The sequence below is a fragment of the Actinophytocola sp. genome (genome assembly GCF_036555685.1).
Taxonomy (GTDB): Bacteria; Actinomycetota; Actinomycetes; order Mycobacteriales; family Pseudonocardiaceae; genus Actinophytocola.
Genome location: NZ_DATBKY010000093.1, coordinates 29,553 through 53,740, shown reverse-complemented (window position 1 = coordinate 53,740; position 24,188 = coordinate 29,553). Strand labels below are relative to the sequence as shown.

Here is a 24,188-nt window from a genome sequence, read left to right as displayed (position 1 = left end):
CCGCGTTCCTCGCCCGGGACTGGCCGACCGCGCTGGCGCAGGCGCGCCGCGCCCGGCGCGGGTTCACCCGCCAGCAGCGTCCGGAGTGGGCGGCGTTCGCCCAGCTCATCGCCCTGCGCGCGGGGCAGGCGGCCGGCGTGCGGGTGCCGGTGCGCGACCCGCGGGGCCTGGTCGCCGCGCTGACGAGGGCGGGCTGGCCGGCCGCGGCGCTGGAGGCGCGGCTGGCCGTGGCCACGCTGCTCGGGCGGCGTCCCGGAGCCGATGAGCTGCTGCGGCAGGCGGCGACCGGGCGCCGGCGCGGCCCCGCCGCGCTGCGGGCGCGTGCGTGGTACGCCGAGGCGCTCGTCCGCGAGCGTGCGGGCGACCGGCACGGCGCGGCGTCGGCGATCCGCGCCGGCCTGCGCGTCCTGGACGAGCACGCCACCTCGCTCGGCGCGGCCGACCTGCGCGTGTACTCGGCCGTCCATCGGGCCGACCTGACCGAGCTGGGCCTGCGCGCCGCCCTGCGCGACGGCCGGCCCGGCCAGGTCTTCGAGTGGGCCGAACGTGGCCGTGCGAGCCGGCTACCGGGCCGACCGGTCCGGCCGCCGGACGATCCGGCCCTCGCCGGCCTGCTCGCCGAGCTGCGGGCGCTCGCCCGGGACCTCGAGCGCACCGGCGACCAGCGGCTCGTCCACCGGCAGGTCGCGCTCGAACGGCGCATCCGCCACCAGGACCGGCTGCAGCGCGGCGGCGGCGAGGCCGGCCCGGGCCGGCCGGTCTCGGTGCCACGCCTGCGCGCGGCTCTCGGCGAGCGCGCGCTGCTCGAGTTCGTCCAGCTCGACGGCAGCCTGCACGCGCTCAGCCTGGTCGGCGGGCGGCTGCGGCGGCACGAGCTCGGTCCGGTCGACCGGGTCGCCGACCTGATCGACCGCGTGCTCGTCGCGCTGCACCGGATCGTGCGCCGGGACACCTCCCCGGCTTCGCGAACCGCCGCGATCGGCCTGCTCGACGACGCCGCCGAACGGCTCGACGCCGTCCTCCTCGGGCCGGTCGACCTCGAGGGCCTGCCCCTCGTCGTCGTCCCCACCGGCCCGCTGCACAACCTGCCGTGGTCGGTCCTGCCCAACTGCACCGGCCGCCCGGTCGTGGTGTCGCCGTCCGCCACGCTGTGGCACGCGGCCGCCATGCGGCCGAACGGGCCGGGCCCGGCGATCGCCGTCGCCGGCCCGGGGCTGACCGGTGCGCGGGCGGAGGCCGTGGCCGTGGCCGCCATCCACGGCGGCACACCCGTCGTGGACGGTGCGGCCACCGTCGACGCGGTGCTCGGCGTGCTGCGTTCGGCGCAGGTCGTGCACCTGGCCGCGCACGGCCGCCTCGCCCCGGACAACCCGCTGTTCGCCAGCCTGCGGCTGCACGACGGCCCGCTCGTCGTCTACGACGTCGAGCTGCAACCCCGCGTCCCGCACACGGTCGTGCTCGCGTCCTGCGACAGCGGCCGGTCGCTCGTGTGCACCGGCGACGAGCTGCTCGGCCTGAGCGCCACGTTCATGGCCAAGGGCACGGCCTCGCTCGTCGCCTCGGTCGTGCCGATCCCGGACGCCGAGACCGCGCCGCTGATGACCGCGTTCCACCACGAGCTCGCCGGCGGCGCCACCGCGGCGGCCGCCCTCGCCGCGGCCCAGCACGGCCTGCGCGACCAGGGCCCGCGCGCGCTGGCCGCGTCGGCCGGGTTCGTCTGCATCGGCGGTTGAGACCCGGCGTATCAAAGCGCGGGCCCGCGTCTCCGTTGTCTGTCCACACCGACATGAACAGGGACACGGACAGGAGAGACACCATGACGGACTTCGGCATCGACGTGAGTCACCACAACCGGGTGGACGACTGGAAAGCCGTACGAGGCAACAACATCACCTACGCGAGCATCAAGCTCACCGAGTCGGCGGGCTTCGTCGACAACGCCGCCGCGGGGCACGCCAACCGGGCGCGTGCCGCCGGCATCCGGGTCGGCGGCTACCACTTCGCCCGCGCGGGCGACGTCGCCGGACAGGTCCGGCACTTCGCCACCCAGCTGCGGGCCCGGGGCATGACCGGCGCCGGCTCGCTGGCCCCGATGCTGGACATGGAGGCGGCCGAGCTGCGCGGCACCGCGAACGCCTTCGTCGACGAGTTCATCGACCGGCTGCGCGCCGCGACCGGGCAGCGGAAGGTACTCGTCTACGCCAACCTCGACTGGTACCGCAACGTCCTGAAGCCCGACAGATGGGCCGACGGCGACGTGCGGCTGTGGATCGCGCGGTTCAACGGCAACCCGGGCAAGCCGGGCTTCGAACACCCGAAGCTGGCGCTGCACCAGCACACCAGCGAGGGCAAGGTGCCGGGCATCCCCGGGCACGTCGACCGCGACGCGACCGTCGGCTCGCACCGGCTCGCGAGCCTGCTGCTCGGCAACGGCGGCCCGGCGCCCGGCCCGGGACCGGACAAGTACGTCGTGAAGAAGGGCGACACGCTCTCGACGATCGCGGCCGCGCACGGCACCACGGTCGCGGCGCTCGTCCGGCTGAACGACATCGAGAACCCGAACCTCATCTTCCCCGGCCAGGTGCTGCGCCTGCGTTGACCGGAACGATCACGGGGCAGCGGCGGTACTCCAGCACGTGGAGGGCGTCCGCTGTCCCGCGATCGTCGGGCGGGGCGGGGCCGGTCACCGCGGCCCGGGGGGTCTGCTGAGCCGGCGGGCGTGCCGGGCGGCGGCGATCAGCATGGCCGCGAACACCGCCGCCCACACCGCCAGCGCCACCCACGCCTCGCCGGCGCCCAGGTCGGTCAGCCAGCCGGTACCGGTGGCCACCCCGAGGTGGTGGGTGGCCACGCCGTACATGCCGACCGGGAAGACCATGCTCCACAGGCCGCTCTCGTACCGCAGCGACACCCGGTGCAGCGCGTGCCGCCACACGCTCAGCGCGAGCAGCAGGGGGATCAGCCAGGTGCAGAACGACCACACCACGACCGACACCGCCACGATCGCGACGTGCGGCACGAACCGGGTGGCGCCCGGCAGCCGCGTCAGCTGGGCGCCCGCGAGCACGGTGATCGCCCCGGCACCCATGAAGATCCAGTACGCGGGGATCAGCTGCGCCGGGCCGACCGACCGGACCAGCAGCCGCGTCAGCACCAGCGCGGCCACCAGCAGGTACAGCACGAGCCCGACCGCCCAGCACACCGCGGCGAACACCGCCATGGCCCCGGCCGGGCCGCCCGGCTCGAGTGTCGTGACGGCGACGGTCACCGACTGCGTCGCGACGACCCACAGGAACCACGTCCCGTTGACCTGCTCGAAGCTCGTCTCCCCGCGAACGCCGGCGATCATGCCGATCGGCACGCCGTAGCCCAGTCCGAGCCAGCCGAGCACGCCGATCGCGAGCAGGACGGCGGCCGCCCAGCGCGCGCTGTCCAGCGCCAGCCGGTTCGCGAGCACGTCGGACGCCGCGACGACGGTCAGGAAGGCGAACCCGTACGGCCCGACCAGGTCGGCGACCAGGCGGTCCCGGAACCGCAGCAGCCGCCAGCCGGTCGCGACCAGCAACGCGACGTACCCGGCCACGCCGATCCAGAGCAGGACGTACGAAACGGACGGCACGCGCACGTCGTGGAAGGCGACCGACACGATGCCGGTCGCCATGACGAACGCGAACACGCCCGGGCTGAGGTCGCGGACTGCCGCCGGCGTACGTGTCACACCCGTGAAGCTAGGCCACATCCCACGCCCGGGGCGAGGCCGGTTCTGCTCCACAATGGACTCATCAATCCGGAGTGGACCCCCGTATTCCTTTGTCTGTATGGACGTGTGGCGTCCCGCGAGGTTGCCCGCCGGTGACGTACTGCTCATTCGGCCCGCGAGCTCCCAACCGAACCGGCTTGATCACGTCTGTCCCTGTGCAAGGCGTCCAGTGGGGAGGTTCGCGGTGAAGACCTGGAAGACCATGGCGGGATTCGTCGTCGCTACGGCCGCGTTGAGCGCGTGCGGCGGGGTGATGATCTCCGGCTTGCCGCTGCCCGGCGACACGGCGTGGGTGCCGGCCGAGGCGCCGGTCGCGGCCACGTCCGGGGTGCCTGCCGCACCACCGCGTACCGGTGCGGACGAGCCCGACCCGGCCGGGGACCGCGCGCCCGCCGACGACGGCCCTGGCCATGGTGACGGCGACCGCCCGGCCCGGCCCGGCGAGCCCGGCGAGCAGCGGGAGCCGGCTCCCGGTGAGCCGAGCCCGGACGTGGTCGTGGGCAGCACCGAACACCAGGCCGGCAAGCACATCGCGCTCACCTTCGACGACGGGCCCGATCCCACGTGGACCCCGCGGGTGCTGGACCTCCTGGACCAGTACGACGTGCAGGCCACGTTCTGCGTCGTGGGCGAGAACGCGCGGGAGCACCCCGACCTGGTCCGCCGGATCGCCGGCGCCGGGCACGCCCTGTGCGACCACACGATGCACCACGACGAGAAGCTGCCCGCCCGGCCGGCCGCCGACCGGAAGGCGGAGATCAAGGACTGCCGCGACGCGATCATCGACGCGGCACCCGATGCGGACGTGCGCTACTTCCGCGCGCCGGCCGGCGCGTTCTCCCGTCCCGGCGACCCGGACCCGGACTCCGTGCAGCGGATCGCCGCCCGGCTCGGCATGCAGCCGCTGGCGTGGTCGATCGACACCGAGGACTGGACCAAGCCGGGCGTGGCCGCCATCGTCGACTCGGTGCAGCAGGCCGGCGACCACGACGTGGTCCTGCTGCACGACGCGGGCGGCGACCGGCAGCAGACCATGACCGCGCTGGAGAAGGTCCTGCCGTGGCTCGTCGACCAGGGCTACGAGTTCGACCTGCCCGCCTGACCGGCTACACGCCGGTGACGCCGTCCAGGCGCTCGCGGATGAGGTCGGCGTGGCCGCAGTGGCGGGCGTACTCGCCGACCATGTGGGTGAAGATCCAGCGCAGCGTGACCTCGCCGGCGGCGAAGGAGCCGGTGTCGTCCAGTGCCCGGCCCGCGCAGTTCGCCCGTGCGTGCTCGATCTCCTGCCGCCAGGTCGCCTCGGCCGCCGCGAACGTGCTGCCGGCGGACAGGCCGAACCCGCCGTCGTGGCCGGGAGTCGCGTTGCGGTCGGGGTAGATGGCGGGCGCGTCCTCGTCCGCGAGAACGCGGCGGAACCAGTTCCGCTCGACCTCGGCCATGTGCTGGACGAGCCCGAGCAGGGTCAGCGGAGACGGTGGTGCGGCGGCCGTGCGCAGCTGCTCGTCGTCGAGGCCGGCGCATTTCGTGGCCAGCGTGGCCCGGTAGAAGTCCAGCCATCCCTCGAGGGTCTGGCGTTCGTCGGCGAGCATCGGCGGCGTCGGTCGGTCCATGGTCATGGCTCGCATCGTGTCATCGCGGGCCGCGTGTGCGCGGACGTGTGCACGCCGCGGGGCAGGCCGCGCCATGTGGGCGACGCGCGCGCCGAGCCCGCTGCTCAAGGTCTGACCGGCTCGACCACCTTGCTCACGACGAAGGCGTGCTTGCCGACCTGCCGGCCGCGGGTGAACCCGTAGTCCTCGAACAGCTCGACGGTCGCGCTGAACAGGAACCGGCCCTGCGCCGCACGGCCCTCGGTCACCTCGGGGATCGCCTCGACGAGCCCGCCACCGGCCCGGGCGATCTGGTCCAGCGCGCCCTCCAGCGCCGCCCGCGCGATGCCCTGGCCGCGGTGCTTCGTGTCGACCCAGAAGCAGGTGATCCGCCAGTCGGGACGCGGCGGCGCGTCCTTCTCGTACACGCGGCGGTGCTTGATGTTCGCGAGCTCCGCCGGGCTGCCGTACTGGCACCACCCCTGCGCGACGCCGTCCTCGTCGAGGACGAGGGCGGCGTGGGCGCGGTCGGTCTTGACGAGCTCCTCCTTGCGCTCGCGAGACCTGCCGTCCCGCGGCCCGCGCTCGGTGTGGAAGCCGATGCACCAGCAGCCGCCGAAGATCCCGTTGTTGCGCTCGACGAGCTCGGCGAAAGCGTCCCAAGTGGACGCGTCGAGCGGCTTGACCGTGAACGACATCCGATCACTCTCCCCGCGCTGCCGCGGCGAGGAGCCGGGCGAGCTCGGCCGGCTTGGTGAACATCGGCCAGTGGCCCGAGTCGATGTCGACGAGCTCCACGTGCTTGGCCGTGGCGAGCTCCGGGATCTCCCCGGCGTCGATCCACTCGCGGGCCTGGGCCGGGGTGAACTCCGGACACACGAGCACGACGGGGATGTCGTGGCGGCGCGCGTCGGTCAACCGGACGGCGCCCCTGGCCACCGCCTCGGGGACGGGAATGGCGGCGGCCTCGATGCCGCGCCGGGCGTCCTCGTCGAGGTCGGCGGAGTCGGGTCCCTCGAACCTGGCCCACCCGGGGAACGGCACGACGCCGTCCTCGACCTCGAAGAAGCCGGCGTACCGGTCGCCGTCGCCGGGCGGGAAGCCGCCGACGAGGGCTACCTTCGACACCTTGTCCGGTCGCCGGTCGGCGGCCAGCCAGGCCAGGGAGCAGGCGGCCGAGTGCCCCACGACCACGACGTTCCCGGGCGCCGCGTCGACGGCGGCGACCACCGCGTTCAGCTGGTCGTCGATTGTGGCGGCCGGCGATCCGTCGCCCTGCCCGGGGAGGGTCACCGGCACGGGGCGGTGGCCCAGATCCCGGAGCGCGGGCACGACCTCGTCCCACGCGGATCCGTCGAGCCACAGCCCGGCGATGAGGAGGATGTCCATGGCGGTCACGCTAGAGCCGGTACCGGACGTTCTACTTCCGGCTCTGCTCGCCTAATCTGCCGGCATGCCGGACGATCTCAGCCCCACCGCCCGCGCGCTGCGTGCCATGGAGATCCTGCGGACCCGTCCCGGCGTGACGGCATCCGAGCTGGGCGCGGGGCTGGGCGTCACGGAGCGGGCCGCGCGCCGGTACGTGGCGATCCTGCGCGAGGCGGGCATCCCGGTCGAGACGACGCGGGGCCCGTACGGCGGCTACCGGCTCGGGCGCGGGACACGGCTGCCGCCGGTGGTGTTCACCGAGCCCGAGGCGCTGGGCCTGGTCATGGCGGTGCTCGACGGCCCGCCGGCCGACCTGGTGGGCGTCGCGCTCGACAAGGTCATCCGCGCGCTGCCGGACAGCGTCGGCCGGCAGGCGGCGGCGCTGCGCGAGCACGCGTTGTCAGCGCCCGACCAACACTCCGCGCGCCCCGACCCCGCGACCACGAGCGCGCTCGTGGCGGCCATCGCGGCGCGCCGCCGCGTGCGGGTCACGTACCGCAGCGAGCCGGGCAACGAGTGGGCGGCCGAAGTGGACCCGTGGGCGGTGGTCGTCCGGCACGGGCGTTGGTACCTGCTGTGCCACTCGCACCGAGCGGACGCGATCCGGACGTATCGCGTCGACCGCGTCCGCGCCGTCGAGCAGACCGTCCACGAGTTCGAGCCACCCCGCGGCCTGGACCCGGTGGCGGCGGTGGAGGAGAACCTGGGCACCGGCTGGGAGTACCCGACGCGGGTGGTGTTCGACGCGCCGGTGGATCGGGTGGCCCCGTGGATCCGCCCCCCGATGGGACGCCTGGAACCGTTGGGGGAGCGGTGTGTTCTCGTGGGGAGCACGAGCAACCCGGCGATGTACGCACAAGAGTGGCTGGCGACCGTGCCGATCGCCTTCCACGTAGCGGGCGGCGAGGCACTGCGCTCCGCGGTCGCGACAGTCGCCGCCCGCTTCGCCGCCGCCCTGGACGAGGGTTGACCGATGGGCATGCACGCGTTCCTGTTCGAGCAGTACCCGGCCTCGCTGGACCTCTCGCCGGAGCCGCGCGCGAACCTGATCGAGGACGTCTGCGCGTTGGCCGGGGCGGCGTCGGCCGATGGCCGCGACGAGGCCGCGACGAGATGGGCGACGATGCACGGCCTGGTCACGCTCAACCTCTGCTGCCCGCAAGCTCGGCAAGCGCGCGCAGCGAGCGGTGGATGAGCTCGCGCTGACCGGCGAGCCGGTGCGCGTCGGACTCGGGGATCTCCACGTGCACGGCGATCTCGGTCGCCCGGCCGCCGTCGAGCGGGTGCAGCCGCCACTCGAACGTCAGGTCCGACACCAGGCACGAAACCGCCACGCTGCCACCGGCCCGGTCGCTGCGAAGCTGTTGCGGCATCGGGAAGTCCGGGTAGCCCGCCGGGTACATCGTGTACGCGCCGGCGTCCACATCGGACCGCTCGACGGTGCCGACGCCGGCCCACCAGTCCGGGAACCGGGACGGGTCGTAGAGCAGCTTCCAGACGTCCTCGGGCGGCGCCGCGCTGCGCACGCGGTCATCGAAGCTCGGCATGAGTCCTGCTCCCGCGCTCGGCGGTCACCGCGGCCAGCTCCCGCTCCGGTTCGACGAACATGCTGATCGGCGGGCGGCCGAGGTCGATGAGCGCGGCGACGTAGCCGGCGCCCGGGTCGGCGGCCCGCTCGGCGCACCGGCGCCACGCCTGCTCGGCCTCGGCGTAGCGGGTGTCGGCCAGCTCGGCGTCGCCGCGGTCCGCCGCGATCCGGGCCTGGACCGCGCTCATCCGGGCGACGAGCGTCTGCGGGAAGTCGGCGGCCGTGACCGGCTCGAGCGCGGTCGCCCGCAGCTCCGCGTCGGCGTCGTCCGGCCGGCCGGCGCGGGCGAGCGCGTCGGCGCGGAAGATCCGGGCCAGCGGCAGGCTGACCGGTGCCCGCGCCTCGACGGCGGCGCCGAGCTCGCGGGCGGCGGTGTCCCAGTCGCCCGTGCCGTGCGCGAGCATCCCGCGGTCGTACCGCACCAGCGCCTCCAGCTCCGCCAGCCCGAGGCGGTCGGCCAGCGCCGCCGCCTGGTCGCAGGCGGCGGCCGCCTCGTCGTGGCGGCCGAGCCGGCGCAGCACGGTGGCCCGCGCGGAGTGCGTGTACACGCCGAGCCGCAGCAGGCCGGTGGGCACGACGAGCGGCAGGCATCGCTCGACGAAGTCGAGCGAGGTCTCGAACTCACCGGCGCAGGCGGCCGCGCCCGCGGCGCTGGCGAGGCAGCTGTAGGCCATGTCGGGCCGGCCGGACCGGTTGGCGGCGGCGGCCGCGGCGTCGAGCGGCGCGTAGCTGTCGGTGAACCGGCCGGCGCGGAGCAGCGCGTGGCCCCGGGCGATGCCGACGTCGTGAGCGAGCAGGTCGCCGCCGTCCTCGGCGATGGTGCGGACCTCCGCCAGCAGCGGGTCGACGGCGGCGGGGTCCCCGGAGATCGCCTCCGCCCAGGCCATCCCGGCGAGCGCCTCCGCCCGCGCGAGCGGGTCCGGGGCGTCGATCTCCAGCACGTCGAGCGCCGCGCGGTAGGAGCGGCGGGACTCGCGCGGGTGGCAGATGCCGCCGCGCAGCCACCTGCCTCGCCGCAGCCAGGCACCCGCCAGCGCGCCCGTGTCCGCGCGGCGGATCCGGGTCAGCGCCTCCTCGAACGCCGCGTCGGACTCCGCGGCCAGCCCGCGCCACGCCTGCACCTCGGCCAGCTCCAGGACCGGGTCGGCGTCGTCCGGGTCGAGCTGGGTGACCTCGGTCAGGAACCCGGCCGCCTCGGCCAGCGCGGCCATGGCGCGAGCGTCCGCGGCCGCGGTCAGCAGGTGGGTGACGGCCAGGTCGTCGCGACCCGCGAGGCGCAGGTGCCGGGCGATCTCGGCGGCGAGCCGGCGGCCGGGCCGGCGGCGGAACGTGTCGGCGAGCTCGCCGTGCAGCCGGGCGCGCAGCGGTCCGGCGAGGTCGCGGTACACCGCATCGGACAGCAACGCGTGCCGGAACCCGGTCGCCTCGCCACGCTGGCGGAGCAGGCCCGAACCGAGGGCCTCGGTCACCGCCCGGGCCGGGTCGCCGGCGAGGGGCAGCGCGGCCACCTCGGCCCGGTCGAGATCGCGGCCCGCCGCGGCGAGGAGCTCGACGAACAGCCGGGCCGGGCCGTGCAGCCGGCTGGTCGCGGCCCGGGTGGCGCCCCGCAGGCCGGTCACCGGGTCGGCCGCGCGGGCGGTCTCCAGCGCGATCAGCGGGTTGCCGCCCGCGACCGCGACGACCTGGGCGAGGCGCGGCTCGGGCAGGTCCGCGACGAGCCGGCGCACGGCGTTCGGCGGCAGGGGAGCGAGCTCGAGGTCCGCGGTGAGCGCGCCGCGCGCCCGCAGCGCCCCGAGCATCCCGTCGACGTCCGGGCGGGGCGGCAGCCGGCGCCGGGTGAGCACGAGCAGCACCGGCAGCCGGGCCAGCCGGCGGCCGACGTGGGCGGTCAGCTCGACGCTGGACGTGTCGACGAGCTGCAGGTCCTCGACGACCAGGAGGACGGGGTGTGCGCGGGCGGCCCGGGCGACCAGCTCGACGACGGCCTCGTAGAACCGCACGCGGTCGAAGTCCGGCTCACCCGCCGGGCGGGCGCCGGGCGCGGCCACGGACCGCACGACCCGGGCGAGCTCGGCCGGCCACGCCGCGTCCCGGGGCAGCGGTCCGACCCGCTCGGCGAGAGCGGCGACCAGCTCCGTCCACGGTCCGAAGGGGACGGACGGGCCGAAGCCCGGGGCCACGCCGACCTCGACGAGCGCGCCGTCCCTCGTGGCCCGGTCGCACAGTTCCTCGGCGAGCCGGGACTTCCCGATGCCGCCGTCGCCGGACACCGCGACCGCCCGGCCGGCGCCGGCCTTGGCCCGCCGCCAGGCCGCGATCAGCCCGGCGAGCTCCCGATCGCGGCCGACGAGGCCGGGCGCGCCCGGGTCCGGCTCGGCAGCCGGCGGTTCGGCGTGCGCGGCGGGTTCGAGCTGCGGCGCCACGAGCGACGTCGTCTCCGGTGCCGGGTCGATCGCCAACTCGGCTCGCAAGCGCGCGGCCAGGCGGCGGTAGCTCGCGACCGCGGCGGCCCGCTCGCCGGTGGCGAGCAGGAGCCGGAGCACCGCGCGTGCCGCGGTCTCGTCTAGCGGCCGCAACGCCGCCCACCGGCGGGCCCACTCGGCCGCGGCCGCGAGCTCGCCGTCCGCCTCGGCTCGTCCGGCGAGCCCGGCCAGGACCTCGGCGCGCCGCGCGTCGTACTCCTCGCGCAGGTCGAACACCCACTCGGCGTCGAAGTGATGCAGCAGCTCGGCACGGCCCAGCCGCTCGGCCCGGTCGTAGCGGCCGGCCGCCAGCAGCGCGTCGAACTCGTGCACGTCGACGGTCGCCCCGCGCAGCTCCACGGCGTCGCGGGTGGCGATCAGGTGCTCGGCGGCGTCGTCGAGCGCGGCGCGCAGCGCCCAGATCGCGCTGCGCAGGCTCGCCCGGGCGCTCGAGTCGGGAACGTCCGGCCAGAACGTGGCGGCCAGCCGCGACCGCCCGTGCCCGCCCGGGTGCAGGGCCAGCCACGCGAGCAGCGCGCACGCCTTCCGGCTCGCCGGCAGGCGCAGCGGCGCGCCGTCGAGGTCGGCGGACAGCTCGCCGAACAGCCGGATCCGCAACATGGCCGCTTCAGTGTCCGCGCGGGACGGTCCGGCGGGCAATCCCGCGCACGGACGGTGACCCTGCCGTCCACCCCGTGATTGACGCTGCATTGACGGGCCCCGCGGACTCTCGTGACACCCGAGAAGGAGGGAAAGATCATGAGTACCACCGAGACCACGTTCGCCGTCGAGCGGTTCCGCCGCGGCATCGAGGAGCGCGACACGAACGCGCTGCTGTCCATGTACGCCGACGACGCGGAGATCCGGATCGTCGACCGGACGAGCCCGCCGAGCGGCCCGCGCGTGCTGCGCGGCCGGCAGGCCATCGCGGAGTACCTGACCGACGTCAACGGCCGCGACATGACCCACGAGCTCGAGCGGGTCGTCGCGCAGCCGGACGGCGTGGCGTACCTGGAAGCCTGCCGCTACGCCGACGGCACCCGGGTGCTCTGCTCGGCCGTGCTGGACCTCGCCGGCGGGCGGATCGTCCGCCAGTCCGGCGTCCAGGCCTGGGACGAGTGAAGGAGCCCCGCGATGACCGGCATGACCACCATGGAACAGCGTGACTTCGCCTCGCCCGACGAGGTCCGCGAGTTCGACCGCGGCCGGCTCGAGCTCGTCCGCGTGGGCGGCAGCGAGATCGGCCGGCTCGTGCTGCGGCCGGGCTGGCGATGGTCCGAGCACGTCAAGCCGATCGCCGGCACCGAGCTGTGCGAGGCGCCGCACTTCCAGTACCACGTGGCCGGCACGCTGCGGATCCGCACGGTCGACGGCCTCGAGTTCGACGCCACGCCCGGCCAGGTGACGAGCCTCCCCGCCGGTCACGACGCCTGGGTCGTGGGCGACGAGGAGGTCGTCGTCGTCGACTGGTGGGGCGCGAGCAACTACGCCAAGCGGTAGCCGAGGCCGGGCGGCGCGGCCCGCCATGCGCCGCGTCGCCGGCCCGCCTCACCCTGGGCAGCTCTCAGAACGCGCTGGTCCCCACGTCGCCGATGAAGTTGGCGTGCGGGTAGGGGTTCAACGCACCGTGGTCGCACCTGCGTGCGGTGGCCCGGATGTAGTTCAGCTCCCGCCGAACCTCGGCGTCCAGCCTGGGCCGCCGACCCAGCCAGAAACCCGCGGCGAATACGACCAGGGCGAGCACTCCGATGACTGCGATGGCCATGACGTCCCCCTCGGAAGCGAACGAGACGGTGCCCCACCACCGCCTCGCACGAACATCGAATGCCCAGGATGCGGTCCCGCCACCAGCCGCAACATGTCATCTGACACGCACGGCGCTATGAGCCGCGCCACGAGCTTGCGGCTCAGATGTCGACGCCGTTGCTGCGCAGCCACGGCAGCGGATCGATCGCGGTGCCGTCCTGGTGCACCTCGAAGTGCAGGTGTGGCCCGGTGGACTGACCCTCGTTGCCCATGGTCGCGATCTGCTGGCCCGCGGCGACGATCTGGCCGACCGTCACCGTGAACGTGGCCACGTGTCCGTAGACGGTGATCAGCCCGCCGGAATGTTGCACCCGCACCCACTGGCCGAAACCGCTCGCCGGCCCGGCGTCGATCACCTCGCCGGCCATGGCCGCGAGGATCGGCGTGCCGATGGCGTTCGCGATGTCCTGGCCGTAGTGGATGGTGCCGTCGCGCGGGCCGAAGCCGGAGGTGAGCGTGCCGACCGTGGGCTTCACGACGGCGCCGTCGCCGACCGTCACCGACTGGCCGAGCAGGCCCGCCTTCCGCTGGGCGAGCTGGTCGGTCTCGGACTTGGCCGCCTTCTGCGCGGCGAGCGCGGCGGTGTACGCGCGCTTGGCGTCGGTCTCCGCCTTGGCGGCCTTGTCGCGGTTGCTCGCGGCGTCGGCAACCGCCTGGCGGGCGTCGCCCGAGGCCTTGGCCTTCCGCGCGGCGGCGGTACTCATCTTGTCGACGACCTCGGCGTACTCGCCGCCGAGCACGTTCAGCATCGAGGCCCGCTTCAGCATGTCGTCCGGGCTGTCCGACGTGAGCAGCGCGGTCACCGACGTGACGGTGTTGCCGCCGCGGTAGTTCGCGTCGGTGAACTGGTCGAACCGCCCTCTGGTGTTCTCCTCGAGCCGCGCCGCGGCGGCCGACTCGGTGCGCGCGCGCCGCTCCTTGACGCGCGCGGCCTTGACGGCGGCGACTGCACTCTTGTGCCGCTTCTCCGCGGCCGTGAACCTGCCGAACGTCTTGCCCAGCTTCACCTGCGCGGCCCGCAGCTCGGCGTCGGCCTTCGCGATCTGGTCGTCGAGGGAGGGCTGCGCGGTGGCAGCCGGCGGCGCGACCACCAGGGCGCCGAGCAAGATCGCGATCGCGAAAATGATTCGCGTCGATCCGCGACGCGCAGGCATAGACAACTCCACGGATTCCTCGGGGCAGCCCCGGCGAGCACGGGCCCGACGTCACGAATAACTACGGAGTCGGCGTCCCCGCGGTTCACGGTCGGCGGCCCGAGGCAGCACAAAGGCCCCTCGATCCCGGTGGTTCGCCTGGTCGAGGGCCTTTGTGCGCTGTCTCACGTAGGTGGTTCGGTGCCCTCCGGGTGGCCGAGGATCTCTGCCTTCTCCGCCTTGAACTCCTCGTCGGACAACGCGTCCGCCTTGCGCAGCGCGGCGAGGCGCTCCAGCCGGCCGAGCTGATCGTCGGTGATTCCCGGTGCCGGCATGGTCTGCTCGGCGTGGTTGTGGCTGCGCCGCCGCCGGACGGCGCCGGTGACCGCCGACGCGGTGCCGGCTATCACCGCCGTCCGGGCGGCCGCGCCCAAGAGGTTCGGTCGTCGCCGTCGCGCGCCCAGTAGTCCGCGCATCGCCTGCTTCCTTCCGTGCGTCCCCTGCCCCCGCGAGCGACGCTGCTCGCGACCGCTGGTGCCCGCATCATCCGGCGCAGGTGATTCGGCGAGGTGCGGAGCGCTCGTCGCCGCCGGGCGAGGAAGGACACAGGGCGTCAGAAGCCGGCGTCGCCGCCACCCGAGTCGAAGCCGCCACCGGAGTCGAAGCCGCCGCCGGAGTCGAACCCACCACTGGAGTCGAACCCACCACCGGAGTCGCCGAACCCGGAGTCGGAGTAGCCGCTACCGGAGTCGACGCTGCCGCCGGCGTCACTGGATCCGGAGCCGGCGTCGACGCTGCCGCCGGACTCGACGCCGCCGGAGTTGTCACCGAATCCGGAATCGGAGGTGGCCGGCGAGCCGGTGTCGGCGCTGCCGGTGCCGCTGGTCAGGTCGCCGCTGATGCTGCCGGAGTCGGCGGTGCCCGCGTTGGAGCTGCTGAGGTCGGTGCTGCCGGTGCTGCCCGTGTCGGTGCTGGCGTTGTTGCCGAAGCCCGAGTCGGAGTAGCCGGACTCGGTCGAGCTGGTGTAGCCGGGGTTGCCCTCGGGTCCGTCGCCGACATCGGTGCTCGTCGGGTCGGTGTTGTTCTCGTTCCAGGTCGCGTCCTGGTTGTTCGGCAGGCCGTCGTGGTCGAGGTCCCCGTTGGGATCCGTGCCCTGCGGCGGGCTCGACAGCTGCGGGTTTTCGACCTGGTCGCTGGTGTAGCCGGGGTTGCCCTCGGGCCCGTCGCCGACGTCGGTGCTCGTCGGGTCGGTGTTGTTCTCGTTCGGGGTGGCGTCCGACTCGTCCGGGATGCCGTCGCGGTCGCGGTCGGGCAGCGACTGCTGCCGCTGGGCCTCGATCGCGTTGATCCGGTCCTGGATCGTCTCCTGCGCCTGGCGCTGCACGGCCTCCGGCCGGTTCTGTGCCATCCACTGGGCGATCTGCTGGCGCCCTTCGGCCTGCGACTTGGCGAAGTCGGCCTTCGCGCGGTCGACCTCCTCCGGGGTGGGCGGCGGCGGCGTCCGCTTGAACTCCTTGTCGACGCTGACCGCGGCGCTCGCGTCGAACGACGGGGACAGCGGCTTGTACCCGGTCTCCGGCGCCTTGCCCTTGATCTCCGGCTGCGATGGGGCGGCGTTGGGGTCGGTCGGGAGCTTGACGTCGACGGAGCCGCCGGGCAGCTGCGTGCCGACCGTGACACCGTCCGGCGTCTTGATGTTCCACGTGCCGTCCGCCTGGCGCTCGACGGTCACGTCCATCTCGTAGCTGCGCCCGTCGGGTGTCGTGACCGTGCCCTTGGCCTTGTAGCTGCCGGACACCGCTCCCTCGGGCGAGACGTTGAGCGAGAACTTGTTGGAGAGCTCGGCGTTCGGGCCGAGCTTGACGTTCGCGTTGGCCTCGGCGTTGAGCCCGTCCGGCTTGGGCGTGATGCCGGTGAACTGCGGCGCGATCGGCTTGCCGGCCCGCGCGCCGAGGCTGGTGATGATGCTGCCGTTGTCGGGGTCGTAGGCGAGCGTGCCGGTGATCGACACGCCGGGCCGGACCGGGATCCCCCCGGAGATGCCGATGCCCTGCGACGGGGGCGCCGCCTCGAGGAACTGCGTACCGCGCAGCTTCATCTCGGCGACGACCTCCCGGGTGCGCAGGGAGTCCTTGCCGCTGACCCGGCCGAGCTCCTGGCCCAGCTCCCGGTCTGTCATGGACCGCACGTCGGTGACCGGGGCGGGGCGGGAGTCCGGCGGGGCCTGCGCGGGCTCGGCGACCGACACCCCGGGTGCGAGCCCCATGCCGACACCGGTGATCGCCGCGCCGAGCAGCACCTTGCCGGTGACGCCGAGCGGGTGACCGGTCCGCGGGGTGTCGGCGGCCCGCGCGGCGGGGGAGTGGCGCGGCTGGTAGTTCCGCCGCCGCGGGCGACGCCGGCGGCGGGGTTCCCCGGGCTCGTCGGCGACGGCGGCGGGGGTCTGCGGAGCCGGCGGCTCCGCCAGCATCTCGCTGACGAAGTTCTCGAGCCAGGCCCGGTTGACGACGTCCTCCGCCATTCCTCTGCGGTCGACGGTCATGTGGCGCTCCGTTTCCTGCTCAGGCGCACTCGCGCCCGGTACGGGGTGGATCGGGATGTGGCGGGACTGGTCGCCGGCCCCCAGGGCGCCCTCCGGTCCGCCGAACGGCGGGTGAATGGCGTCTCACCTGGCGCGATGCTATGGGCGTGCTTTTGCCGCCAACAAGCGAAGTTCGGGCGGAAGTTTCCGCTTTCGCACGGCACAGGTGAGTGACGAACGGGTAACCGGCCTCGCGCCCGAGCGACCGGTCGGGCAGTGTGCGGGCATGTCGCGCTGGGGGCGGGTTGCGGTCCTACTGGTCGCCGGGTCGTTGCTGGCGGGATGTGCCCGGGAGGGGACCGACGAGACGGACCGCCAGGCCGAGACACTGGCCAACGCGATCAGCTATCCCCGGCAGTACTCGGCGGAGGGGTTCGCGCGGGCGGCGCTGGCTACGCCGTTGGGGCAGAGCGAGGGGTTCACGCTGCTGGAGGCGACCGACTTCGATGCCGCGGAGACCGGCGATCGCTTGGCACGCCTGGTGATCCGCATCCACAAGCCGGGGACCGACTCGGGGTGGAACGCAACCGAGCCGGTCACTGTGTGCTACGGCATGGACTTCAGCTACTACGGCATCATCGGGGCGCCGGCGGAGGTCGACTGCCCGGCCGACGCGCACGCGATCACGTACTCGCCCGCGCCCGCGTGGGCGGAGAAGGCCGAGTACGAGAAGGCGCTGAAGTCGTTGCTACGCGGGCTGCCAGGCTCGCTGTCCGAGGATCAGGTGCGGAACAGGTTGTACGGCGCGTACCTGCTCGAGCCGGCGGAACTGGTCGACGACCACTCGAGCCTCGACCCGCAAGACCCGCGCCCCTTCGTCGAGGTCCGGGGCGCCGACCTCGCGCTCGCGATCCAGGCCGGCAAGGAGTGCCTGCTGGCCAAGAGGGTCCGCGGAGAGGTGACGGTCAGGCGCCCGCCGCCACCGGTCGGCAGGTGCGTTCCGTCGTTCGAGTAGCTCGTCCCGCCCGAGAGTCGGTCGGCGGACGGAGCTGGTGCGCGGGCGCGCGACAGGGTGAGTGCAGGGGTGGGCCGGACGAGGCCAGGGAGGGCGGCCGTCGGGGAGCCGCCCTCCCGATGTGTCAGGCGTACGAAGGCACGTTCGCGTCACACCCGCCGGCGGCGGCGCAGTTTCCCCAGCACGGCCAGGGTGGCGAACAGCGGCACCTGCAGCCACGGCGGCGGGCTGGTGAACCGGACCTCGGCGCGGTGCGCGCGGGCGACGGGCACGAGGTCGGCGATCGAGCCGCCCCGCTGGTGCGCCTCGTCCATCGCGGCGAAGAACTGCTCGGTGCGCAGCGCGGGCCGGGTCTGCCACACGGCGCGCGCACCCTTGTCGGTCGCGGTCATCGCGTGCGCGGTGCCGCGCGGGATGTCCAGGACCTCGCCGGCCGCCACCCGCCGCTCCGTGCCGTCGAGAAGCACGCGCAGCTCGCCCTCGGTCACCTCGAAGTGCTCGTCCTGGGACGGATGGAGATGCGTCGGCGGCAGGTCCCCGCCGCCGGTCCAGGTCGCCTCCACCTCGAGCACCTCGCCATCGGTGTCGGCGCCGGATCTCCTGACCACGACCGTCTGGCGCGCGGACAGGTGGTACGTGCCATCGCTCATCGGGGCACCTTCACAGACCGCGCAACGCCGGGCAAGCCGTCCCGGCGGATTCCGCGAGCGCTGTCGAGCGCGCCGGCTTACGCGAAGCTGTGCAATGTGACATTGTACCGGTGTGGACGTGCTGGTGATCGGTGCCGGGATGGTCGGTGCGGCCTGCGCCTACTACTGCGCCGAGGCCGGGCTGCGGGTCGGCGTGGTCGACCGGGGCGCGGTGGCCGGCGGCACGACCAGCGCGGGGGAGGGCAACATCCTCGTCTCCGACAAGGAGCCCGGCCCCGAGCTGGACCTCGCGCTGCTCTCCGTCGGGCTGTGGACCGAGCTGGGCGAGCGCCTCGGCGACCGGATCGAGCTGCACGCGAAGGGCGGGGTCGTCGTCGCCCGGACGCCGGACGCCGCGGCCGGGCTGGACACGCTCATCGGGCGGCAGCGCGCCTGCGGGATCGACGTGACCCGGGTCGGGGCTAGCGGGCTCGCCGAGCTGGAGCCCGAGCTCACCCCGGACGTCGCCGGTGGCGCCTACTACCCGCAGGACATGCAGGTCCAGCCCATGCTCGCGGCCGCGGAGCTGCTGCGGCACGCCCGCGCGAAGGGCGCGAGCGTGCGCACCGGAACGGACGTCCTCGGCATCCGGCGGGACACGAGCGGCGCCGTCGCCGGGGTGCGGACCGATCGTGGCGACATGGCCGCGCGGTGGGTGGTCAACGCCGCCGGCACCTGGGGCGGCGAGGTCGCCGCGATGGCCGCGGCGCCCGTGCCGGTGCTGCCGCGCCGCGGGTTCATCCTCGTGACCGAGCCGCTGCCGCCGCTCATCCTGCACAAGGTCTACACCGCCGACTACGTGGCCAACGTGGCGAGCGACGACGCCGGGCTCGAGACCTCCGTGGTCGTCGAGGGCACCCGTGCCGGCACCGTGCTGATCGGCGCCAGCCGCGAGCGCGTGGGGTTCGACCGGTCGCTGGCGCTGCCCGTGCTGGGCAGGCTCGCCGCGCAGGCCGTCGGGCTGTTCCCGTTCCTCGCCGAGGTCAACGTGCTGCGCAGCTACCTCGGCTTCCGGCCGTACTGCCCCGACCACCTGCCGGTGATCGGCCCGGACCCGCGGGTGCCCGGACTCGTGCACGCGTGCGGCCACGAGGGCGCCGGCATCGGACTGGCCGCCGCGACCGGACACCTCATCGCGCAGGTGCTGACGGGCGTGAAGCCGGACCTCGACCTCACGCCGTTCCGGCCCGGCAGGTTCGAGGCGGCGGCATGAGGTTTTCGTTCGCCGGCAAGGAGATCAGCGCCGAGGCGGGGCAGAGCGTCGGGGCGGCGCTGATCGCGGCCGGGTACCCCGCGTGGCGCACGACCCGGCACGCGGGCGCACCGCGCGGCGTGTTCTGCGGGATCGGCGTCTGCTTCGACTGCCTGGTGGTCGTCAACGGCCGGCCCAACCAGCGGGCCTGCCTGACCGAGGTACGCGGCGGCGACGAGGTCGAACCGCAGGAGGGCACCGGCCGTGCGCGCTGACATCGCGGTGCTGGGCGCGGGTCCCGCCGGGCTCGCCGCCGCGGCCGCCGCGCACCGGGCCGGCGCGCGCGTCACGCTCGTCGACTCGGCGCCGCGGGCCGGCGGCCAGTACTGGCGCCACCGCCCGGGTGGCACCGGCCCCCGCACCCCGCCCGTGGACTTCCGCCCGGGCCATGCGATCTGGCACGTCGAGCGCACCGCGGACGGGTTCACGACGCACACGAACGCCGGCGAGATCCGGTCGGCCACCGTGATCGTCGCGACCGGCGCGTACGACCGGCAGCTGCCCTTCCCCGGCTGGACCCTGCCCGGCGTGTACACCGCCGGTGGCGCGCAGGCGCTCCTCAAGGGACACGGGGTCGTGGTCGGCGACCGGGTCGTCGTCGCCGGCACCGGCCCGTTCCTGCTGCCGGTCGCCACCGCGCTCGCCGCCGCCGGCGCGCGGGTGCCGGGCGTGTTCGAGGCCGGCTCGCCGCTCGGCTTCGCCCGCCACCCGGCCGCCGTGCTGCGCAACCCGGCCAAGCTCGCCGAGGGCGCCGGCTACGTCCGGACCCTGCGGCGGCACCGGATTCGGGTCCACACCGGGCAAACCGTCGTCGCCGCGCACGGCGGCGACCGGCTCGAGGCGGTCACGGTCGCGAAGCTCGACGCGGCGTGGCGGGTCGTCGCCGAACGGGACATCGAGTGCGACGCCCTTGCCGTCGGCTACGGCTTCACGCCCCAGCTCGAGATCCCGCTGCAGCTCGGCTGCGACACCCACCTCGACGCCGACGGCAGCCTCGTGGCCACGGCCGACGACGAGCAGCGCGCGTCCGTGGCCGGCGTGTACCTCGCCGGGGAGGTCTGCGGAGTCGGCGGCGCGCAACTGTCCCTTGTGGAGGGTGAGATCGCCGGCCGGCACGCGGCGGGCGGGGCACCCGGCGGGAAGCTCCTGCGCCGCCGGGCCGCACTCCGCCGGTTCGCCGCCGCCATGCACCGGACGTATCCCGTCCGGCCCGGCTGGCAGACCTGGCTCGACGACGACACCGTGGTGTGCCGGTGCGAAGAGGTTCCGGTCGGTGAGGTCCGGCGCGCGGTCAGCGAACTCGGCGCGAGCGAGCCGCGGGCCGTGAAGCTGCTCGTGCGGCCCGGCATGGGCCTGTGCCAGGGCCGGGTGTGCGGCTACGCGACCGCGTGCCTGACCGGACCGCTCACCGCGGCCGGCCTGCGCGGCCTGGCCGCCCGGCCCATCGCCCAGCCGATCACACTCGCCGCCCTCGCCGAACAACAGCTGGAGGAGCCATGACAACACCGATGACCAAACCTTGGCACGGGGTCCTGGTGGCGACCGCGCTGCCGCTCACCGAGGACCTCGCCGTCGACTACGACCGCTACGCCGAGCACGTCGCCTGGCTCGCCGCGCACGGCTGCCACGGCGTCACCCCCAACGGCTCGCTGGGGGAGTACCCGACGCTCACGCCCGAGGAGCGGGCCCGCGTGGTGACGACCGCGGTCGCGGCAGCGCCCGGCGGGTTCACCGTGATGCCCGGCGTCGGGGCGTACGGCGCGGCCGAGGCCCGGCGCTGGGCCGAGCAGGCCGGCGAGGCGGGGTGCCCGGCCGTGATGTCGCTGCCGCCCAACTCCTACCGCGCCGACGAGCGGGCGGTGCTCGGGCACTACCGCGAGGTCGCCAAGGCCGGGCTGCCGATCGTGGCCTACAACAACCCCATCGACACCAAGGTCGACCTCGGCCCCGAACTGCTCGCCGAGCTGTACCGGGAAGGGCTGATCGTCGGCGTCAAGGAGTTCACCGGCGACGTGCGGCGGCCCTACCGCATCGCCGAGCTCGCGCCGGGCCTGGACGTGCTGTGCGGTGCGGACGACGTGGCGCTCGAGCTCGCGATCGCCGGCTCGCCGGGCTGGGTCGCGGGCTTCCCGAACGCGCTGCCCGAGGCGTGCGTGGCGCTGTGGCGGGCGGCGTCGGCCGGCGACCTGGCCAAGGCGCTGCCGCTGTACCGGCTGCTGCATCCGTTGCTGCGCTGGGACTCCCGCACCGAGTTCGTGCAGTCGATCAAGCTGAGCATGGACATCGCCGGCCGGTACGGCGGCCCGTGCCGGGCGCCGCGCGTGCCGCTCACGCCCGAACACGAGGCGGCCGTGCGGCAGGCCACCGAGAAGGCCCTGGCGGAGGGGCTTTCCTGATGCGGACGAAACGCGTCTTCCACGCCGTGGACTCCCACACCGAGGGGATGCCGACCCGGGTGATCACCGGCGGCGTCGGCGTCATCCCCGGCGACACGATGTTCGCGCGGCGGATGCACTTCATCGCCCATCTCGACCACATCCGCCGGCTGCTCATGTACGAGCCGCGCGGGCACTCCGCGATGAGCGGCGCGATCCTGCAGCCGCCGACCCGGCCGGACGCCGACTGGGGCGTGGTGTTCATCGAGGTCTCCGGCTGCCTGCCGATGTGCGGGCACGGCACGATCGGCGTGGCGACGGTACTCGTGGAGACCGGCATGGTCGAGGTCAGCGAGCCGGTCACGACGATCCGCCTGGACACGCCGGCCGGCCTGGTCGTGGCCGAGGTCGCCGTCGCCGGCGGGGTGGCGCGCTCGGTCACCATCCAGAACGTGCCGTCGTTCACGCTCGGGCTCGACCGCGTCGTCGACGTGCCCGGGTTCGGCGACGTGCGCTACGACATGGCGTTCGGCGGGAACTTCTACGCCATCCTGGGCGTGGCGCAGCTCGGCCTCCCGTTCGACCGCGCGGCCGGGCAGCGCCTGCTCGACGCCGGGCTGTCCATCATGGACTCGATCAACAAGCAGGACCGGCCGGTGCACCCGGAGAACCCGGACATCGCCGGCTGCCACCACGTCTACCTCGCCGCGCCGGGGTCGGACGCGCGGCACTCCCGGCACGCGATGGCGATCCACCCCGGCTGGTTCGACCGCTCGCCGTGCGGCACCGGCACGAGCGCGCGGATGGCACAGCTGCACACGCGCGGCGAGCTGCCGCTGCACACCGACTTCCGCAACGAGTCGTTCATCGGCACGCACTTCACCGGCCGGCTGGTCGGCGAGCAGCGGGTCGGCGACCAGCCGGCGGTGCTGCCGACGATCACCGGCCGCGCCTGGGTGACCGGGACCGCGCAGTACTTCCTCGACCCCGACGACCCGTTCCCCGAGGGGTTCCAGCTGTGATCCCGGTCGTCGGCGAGCGGGCGGCGATCGAGGCGCTCCGCGCGGCCCTGTGTGGCGGGCTGGACCCGGAGGCGGACGCCGCCCGGTCCGTGGTGCCGGTGTCGCACGGGCACCTGCTGCTGATGCCGGCCGAGTGGGACCGGTACGTCGGCGTCAAGGTCGCCTCCGTGGCGCCCGGCAACCCGGCGCTGGGCCATCCGCGCATCCAGGGCACCTACCTGCTGCACGACGCCGCGACGCTCGCCCCGCTGGCCACACTGGACGCCTCGGCGCTGACGGCGGTGCGCACCGCGGCGGTCTCGGCGCTCGCCGTCGACGTGCTCGCGCCCGCGGCCGCGTCCCGGCTCGTCGTGTTCGGCACCGGCCCGCAGGCCCGCAGCCACATCGCGGCGATCCGCACGGTCCGGCCGGTGGCGGAGGTCGTCGTCATCGGCCGGTCCTCCGCCGGCGAGTTCGCGTCCTCGGTGGACGGACGGGTGGGCTCGGTGGCGGACGTCGCCGGCGCGGACTTGGTCGTGTGCGCGACCACCGCTCGGACGCCGCTGTTCGACGGTGCCCGGCTGCCCGCCGGGGCCATGGTCGTGGCCGTCGGCTCGCACGAGCCGGACGCGCGCGAGGTCGACGATGCCGTGGCCGGCGGGTCGACGGTGGTCGTCGAGGCCCGGTCGGCCGCCCTGCGCGAGGCCGGCGACGTGGTCCAGGCGGTCCGGGCCGGCGTCCTGGATCCGTCCACAGTGGTCTGCCTGGCGGACGCCGTCCGCGGCGGGGTGGCGGTCGAGCCGGGGCGGCCGGTGCTGTTCAAGAGCGTCGGGATGGCCTGGGAGGACCTGGTGATCGCCGCGGCCAGCTGGGAGAAGCGGGCATGACGGGGGAGGACCTCGCCCTGCCGGCGCTGGGTGCGCGGCGGAACCTGCGCGAGGAGATCCGGCAGACGCTGCGTGCCGCCGTGATCTCCGGGGAGCTGCGCCCCGGGGTCGTCTACTCGGCGCCCAGCCTCGCCGCGCAGTTCGGCGTCTCGGCGACCCCGGTCCGGGAGGCGATGCTCGACCTGGCGACCGAGGGACTCGTGGACACCTTGCGCAACAAGGGTTTCCGCGTCACCGAACTGTCCGGGAAGGACCTGGACGAGCTGAGCGAGCTGCGGGCGCTGATCGAGGTGCCGACCGTCCGCCGGATCGCCGAGGCCGGTGTCGCCCCGGACGTGCTGGCCGAGCTGCGCCCGCTCGCCGCGGAGATCGAGGCGGCCGCCGGCCGGGGTGACCTCATCGCGCATGTCACCGCCGACATGGAGTTCCACCTGCGGCTCCTCGCGCTGGCCGGTAACCAGCACCTGGTCGAGACCGTACGTTCGCTGCGCGCCCGCTCGCGGATCTACGGCCTGCGCTCCCTGGCCGACCGCGGCGCGCTCGTCCCGTCCGCGCACGAGCACGCCGAGCTGCTGGACCTCCTGGCCGCCGGCGACGCGGACGGTGCCGAGCGGCTGATGCGCCACCACATCGCCCACGTCCGCACGATCTGGGCCGGGCCGCCGGGCTGATTTCCCGGTAC

26 protein-coding genes are annotated in these 24,188 nt (G+C 74.5%); 15 read left to right on the top strand and 11 right to left on the bottom strand.

Annotated features, from left to right (window positions below):
• Positions 1-1,733: CHAT domain-containing protein (locus VH969_RS09620; protein ID WP_331973316.1), on the top strand; the 1,733-nt coding region annotated here is incomplete at its 5' end.
• A gap of 83 nt (positions 1,734-1,816) precedes the next feature.
• Entirely contained in the window at positions 1,817-2,599 is a 783-nt protein-coding gene (locus tag VH969_RS09615; protein WP_331973315.1) for a GH25 family lysozyme, read from the top strand.
• 84 nt (positions 2,600-2,683) lie between these two features.
• Here the strand turns inward: VH969_RS09615 and VH969_RS09610 are convergent, their stop codons facing one another.
• Positions 2,684-3,718, bottom strand: coding sequence for a tellurite resistance/C4-dicarboxylate transporter family protein (locus VH969_RS09610; RefSeq protein ID WP_331973314.1), 1,035 nt, complete (start codon positions 3,716-3,718; stop codon positions 2,684-2,686).
• 226 nt (positions 3,719-3,944) lie between these two features.
• Here VH969_RS09610 and VH969_RS09605 point away from each other — a divergent pair, with 226 nt between their 5' ends.
• On the top strand, positions 3,945-4,862 hold the full coding sequence (locus VH969_RS09605) for a polysaccharide deacetylase family protein (RefSeq protein ID WP_331973313.1): 918 nt from the start codon (positions 3,945-3,947) through the stop codon (positions 4,860-4,862).
• Positions 4,863-4,866: 4 nt separating this feature from the next.
• Here VH969_RS09605 and VH969_RS09600 read toward each other — a convergent pair whose 3' ends face one another.
• The 3 genes from VH969_RS09600 to VH969_RS09590 all read right to left on the bottom strand — a co-directional run bounded on the left by VH969_RS09600 (position 4,867) and on the right by VH969_RS09590 (position 6,738).
• Positions 4,867-5,376 carry a DinB family protein gene (locus VH969_RS09600; protein ID WP_331973312.1) on the bottom strand — a complete coding sequence of 170 codons (510 nt, stop codon included), beginning with the start codon at positions 5,374-5,376 and terminating at the stop codon, positions 4,867-4,869.
• A 98-nt stretch (positions 5,377-5,474) separates the two neighbouring features.
• Positions 5,475-6,047, bottom strand: coding sequence for a GNAT family N-acetyltransferase (locus VH969_RS09595; protein ID WP_331973311.1), 573 nt, complete (start codon positions 6,045-6,047; stop codon positions 5,475-5,477).
• A gap of 4 nt (positions 6,048-6,051) precedes the next feature.
• Positions 6,052-6,738 carry an alpha/beta fold hydrolase gene (locus VH969_RS09590; RefSeq protein WP_331973310.1) on the bottom strand — a complete coding sequence of 229 codons (687 nt, stop codon included), beginning with the start codon at positions 6,736-6,738 and terminating at the stop codon, positions 6,052-6,054.
• A 64-nt stretch (positions 6,739-6,802) separates the two neighbouring features.
• Between VH969_RS09590 and VH969_RS09585 the strand changes: the two genes are divergently transcribed.
• Together VH969_RS09585 and VH969_RS09580 are read left to right on the top strand one after the other, a co-directional pair.
• Complete coding sequence (locus VH969_RS09585) at positions 6,803-7,747, top strand: helix-turn-helix transcriptional regulator (RefSeq protein WP_331973309.1); 945 nt, start codon at positions 6,803-6,805, stop codon at positions 7,745-7,747.
• 3 nt (positions 7,748-7,750) lie between these two features.
• The gene (locus VH969_RS09580; protein WP_331973308.1) at positions 7,751-7,972 is read left to right on the top strand and encodes a hypothetical protein; all 222 of its coding nucleotides are present in this window, start codon (positions 7,751-7,753) and stop codon (positions 7,970-7,972) included.
• Here the strand turns inward: VH969_RS09580 and VH969_RS09575 are convergent.
• A complete protein-coding gene (locus VH969_RS09575; RefSeq protein WP_331973307.1) occupies positions 7,920-8,324 on the bottom strand; it encodes an SRPBCC family protein in 405 nt (134 codons plus the stop codon). The two genes, VH969_RS09580 and VH969_RS09575, sit on opposite strands and share 53 nt — an antisense overlap.
• Positions 8,308-11,448 (bottom strand): ATP-binding protein, encoded by a 3,141-nt coding sequence (locus tag VH969_RS09570; protein WP_331973306.1) that lies wholly within the window; start codon positions 11,446-11,448, stop codon positions 8,308-8,310. Before VH969_RS09570 ends, VH969_RS09575 begins: the two co-directional genes overlap by 17 nt.
• Before the next feature lie 138 nt (positions 11,449-11,586).
• On the opposite strand from VH969_RS09570, the gene VH969_RS09565 reads away from it, so the two are divergent.
• On the top strand, positions 11,587-11,949 hold the full coding sequence (locus VH969_RS09565; protein ID WP_331973305.1) for a nuclear transport factor 2 family protein: 363 nt from the start codon (positions 11,587-11,589) through the stop codon (positions 11,947-11,949).
• A gap of 12 nt (positions 11,950-11,961) precedes the next feature.
• A complete protein-coding gene (locus VH969_RS09560) occupies positions 11,962-12,327 on the top strand; it encodes a cupin domain-containing protein (protein ID WP_331973304.1) in 366 nt (121 codons plus the stop codon).
• Between the two features lie 64 nt (positions 12,328-12,391).
• Here VH969_RS09560 and VH969_RS09555 read toward each other — a convergent pair whose 3' ends face one another.
• The 4 genes from VH969_RS09555 to VH969_RS09540 all read right to left on the bottom strand — a co-directional run bounded on the left by VH969_RS09555 (position 12,392) and on the right by VH969_RS09540 (position 16,308).
• Positions 12,392-12,592 (bottom strand): hypothetical protein, encoded by a 201-nt coding sequence (locus VH969_RS09555; RefSeq protein ID WP_331973303.1) that lies wholly within the window; start codon positions 12,590-12,592, stop codon positions 12,392-12,394.
• A 142-nt stretch (positions 12,593-12,734) separates the two neighbouring features.
• Positions 12,735-13,787 carry a M23 family metallopeptidase gene (locus VH969_RS09550; RefSeq protein ID WP_331973302.1) on the bottom strand — a complete coding sequence of 351 codons (1,053 nt, stop codon included), beginning with the start codon at positions 13,785-13,787 and terminating at the stop codon, positions 12,735-12,737.
• A gap of 164 nt (positions 13,788-13,951) precedes the next feature.
• On the bottom strand, positions 13,952-14,242 hold the full coding sequence (locus VH969_RS09545) for an SHOCT domain-containing protein (protein ID WP_331973301.1): 291 nt from the start codon (positions 14,240-14,242) through the stop codon (positions 13,952-13,954).
• Between the two features lie 137 nt (positions 14,243-14,379).
• Entirely contained in the window at positions 14,380-16,308 is a 1,929-nt protein-coding gene (locus VH969_RS09540; RefSeq protein ID WP_331973300.1) for a hypothetical protein, read from the bottom strand.
• A 265-nt stretch (positions 16,309-16,573) separates the two neighbouring features.
• Between VH969_RS09540 and VH969_RS09535 the strand changes: the two genes are divergently transcribed.
• Complete coding sequence (locus VH969_RS09535) at positions 16,574-17,302, top strand: hypothetical protein (RefSeq protein WP_331973299.1); 729 nt, start codon at positions 16,574-16,576, stop codon at positions 17,300-17,302.
• Between the two features lie 149 nt (positions 17,303-17,451).
• Here the strand turns inward: VH969_RS09535 and VH969_RS09530 are convergent, their stop codons facing one another.
• Positions 17,452-17,952: a cupin domain-containing protein gene (locus VH969_RS09530; RefSeq protein WP_331973298.1), complete on the bottom strand. Its 501-nt coding sequence runs from the start codon at positions 17,950-17,952 to the stop codon at positions 17,452-17,454.
• A gap of 112 nt (positions 17,953-18,064) precedes the next feature.
• Here VH969_RS09530 and VH969_RS09525 point away from each other — a divergent pair, with 112 nt between their 5' ends.
• From VH969_RS09525 to VH969_RS09495, 7 genes are read left to right on the top strand one after another with little or no spacing between them, the layout of a single operon-like run.
• Positions 18,065-19,204, top strand: a complete 1,140-nt coding sequence (locus VH969_RS09525; protein ID WP_331973297.1) for an NAD(P)/FAD-dependent oxidoreductase — start codon at positions 18,065-18,067, stop codon at positions 19,202-19,204.
• Positions 19,201-19,458 carry a (2Fe-2S)-binding protein gene (locus tag VH969_RS09520; RefSeq protein ID WP_331973296.1) on the top strand — a complete coding sequence of 86 codons (258 nt, stop codon included), beginning with the start codon at positions 19,201-19,203 and terminating at the stop codon, positions 19,456-19,458. The genes VH969_RS09525 and VH969_RS09520 overlap by 4 nt, the downstream gene beginning before the upstream one ends.
• Positions 19,448-20,743: an FAD-dependent oxidoreductase gene (locus VH969_RS09515; RefSeq protein ID WP_331973295.1), complete on the top strand. Its 1,296-nt coding sequence runs from the start codon at positions 19,448-19,450 to the stop codon at positions 20,741-20,743. Before VH969_RS09520 ends, VH969_RS09515 begins: the two co-directional genes overlap by 11 nt.
• A gap of 8 nt (positions 20,744-20,751) precedes the next feature.
• The gene (locus VH969_RS09510; RefSeq protein ID WP_331973294.1) at positions 20,752-21,639 is read left to right on the top strand and encodes a dihydrodipicolinate synthase family protein; all 888 of its coding nucleotides are present in this window, start codon (positions 20,752-20,754) and stop codon (positions 21,637-21,639) included.
• Positions 21,639-22,640, top strand: coding sequence for a proline racemase family protein (locus tag VH969_RS09505; protein ID WP_331973293.1), 1,002 nt, complete (start codon positions 21,639-21,641; stop codon positions 22,638-22,640). The genes VH969_RS09510 and VH969_RS09505 overlap by 1 nt, the downstream gene beginning before the upstream one ends.
• Positions 22,637-23,506: an ornithine cyclodeaminase family protein gene (locus tag VH969_RS09500; protein WP_331973292.1), complete on the top strand. Its 870-nt coding sequence runs from the start codon at positions 22,637-22,639 to the stop codon at positions 23,504-23,506. The genes VH969_RS09505 and VH969_RS09500 overlap by 4 nt, the downstream gene beginning before the upstream one ends.
• Positions 23,503-24,177: a GntR family transcriptional regulator gene (locus VH969_RS09495; protein WP_331973291.1), complete on the top strand. Its 675-nt coding sequence runs from the start codon at positions 23,503-23,505 to the stop codon at positions 24,175-24,177. Before VH969_RS09500 ends, VH969_RS09495 begins: the two co-directional genes overlap by 4 nt.
• Positions 24,178-24,188: the final 11 nt, after the last annotated feature.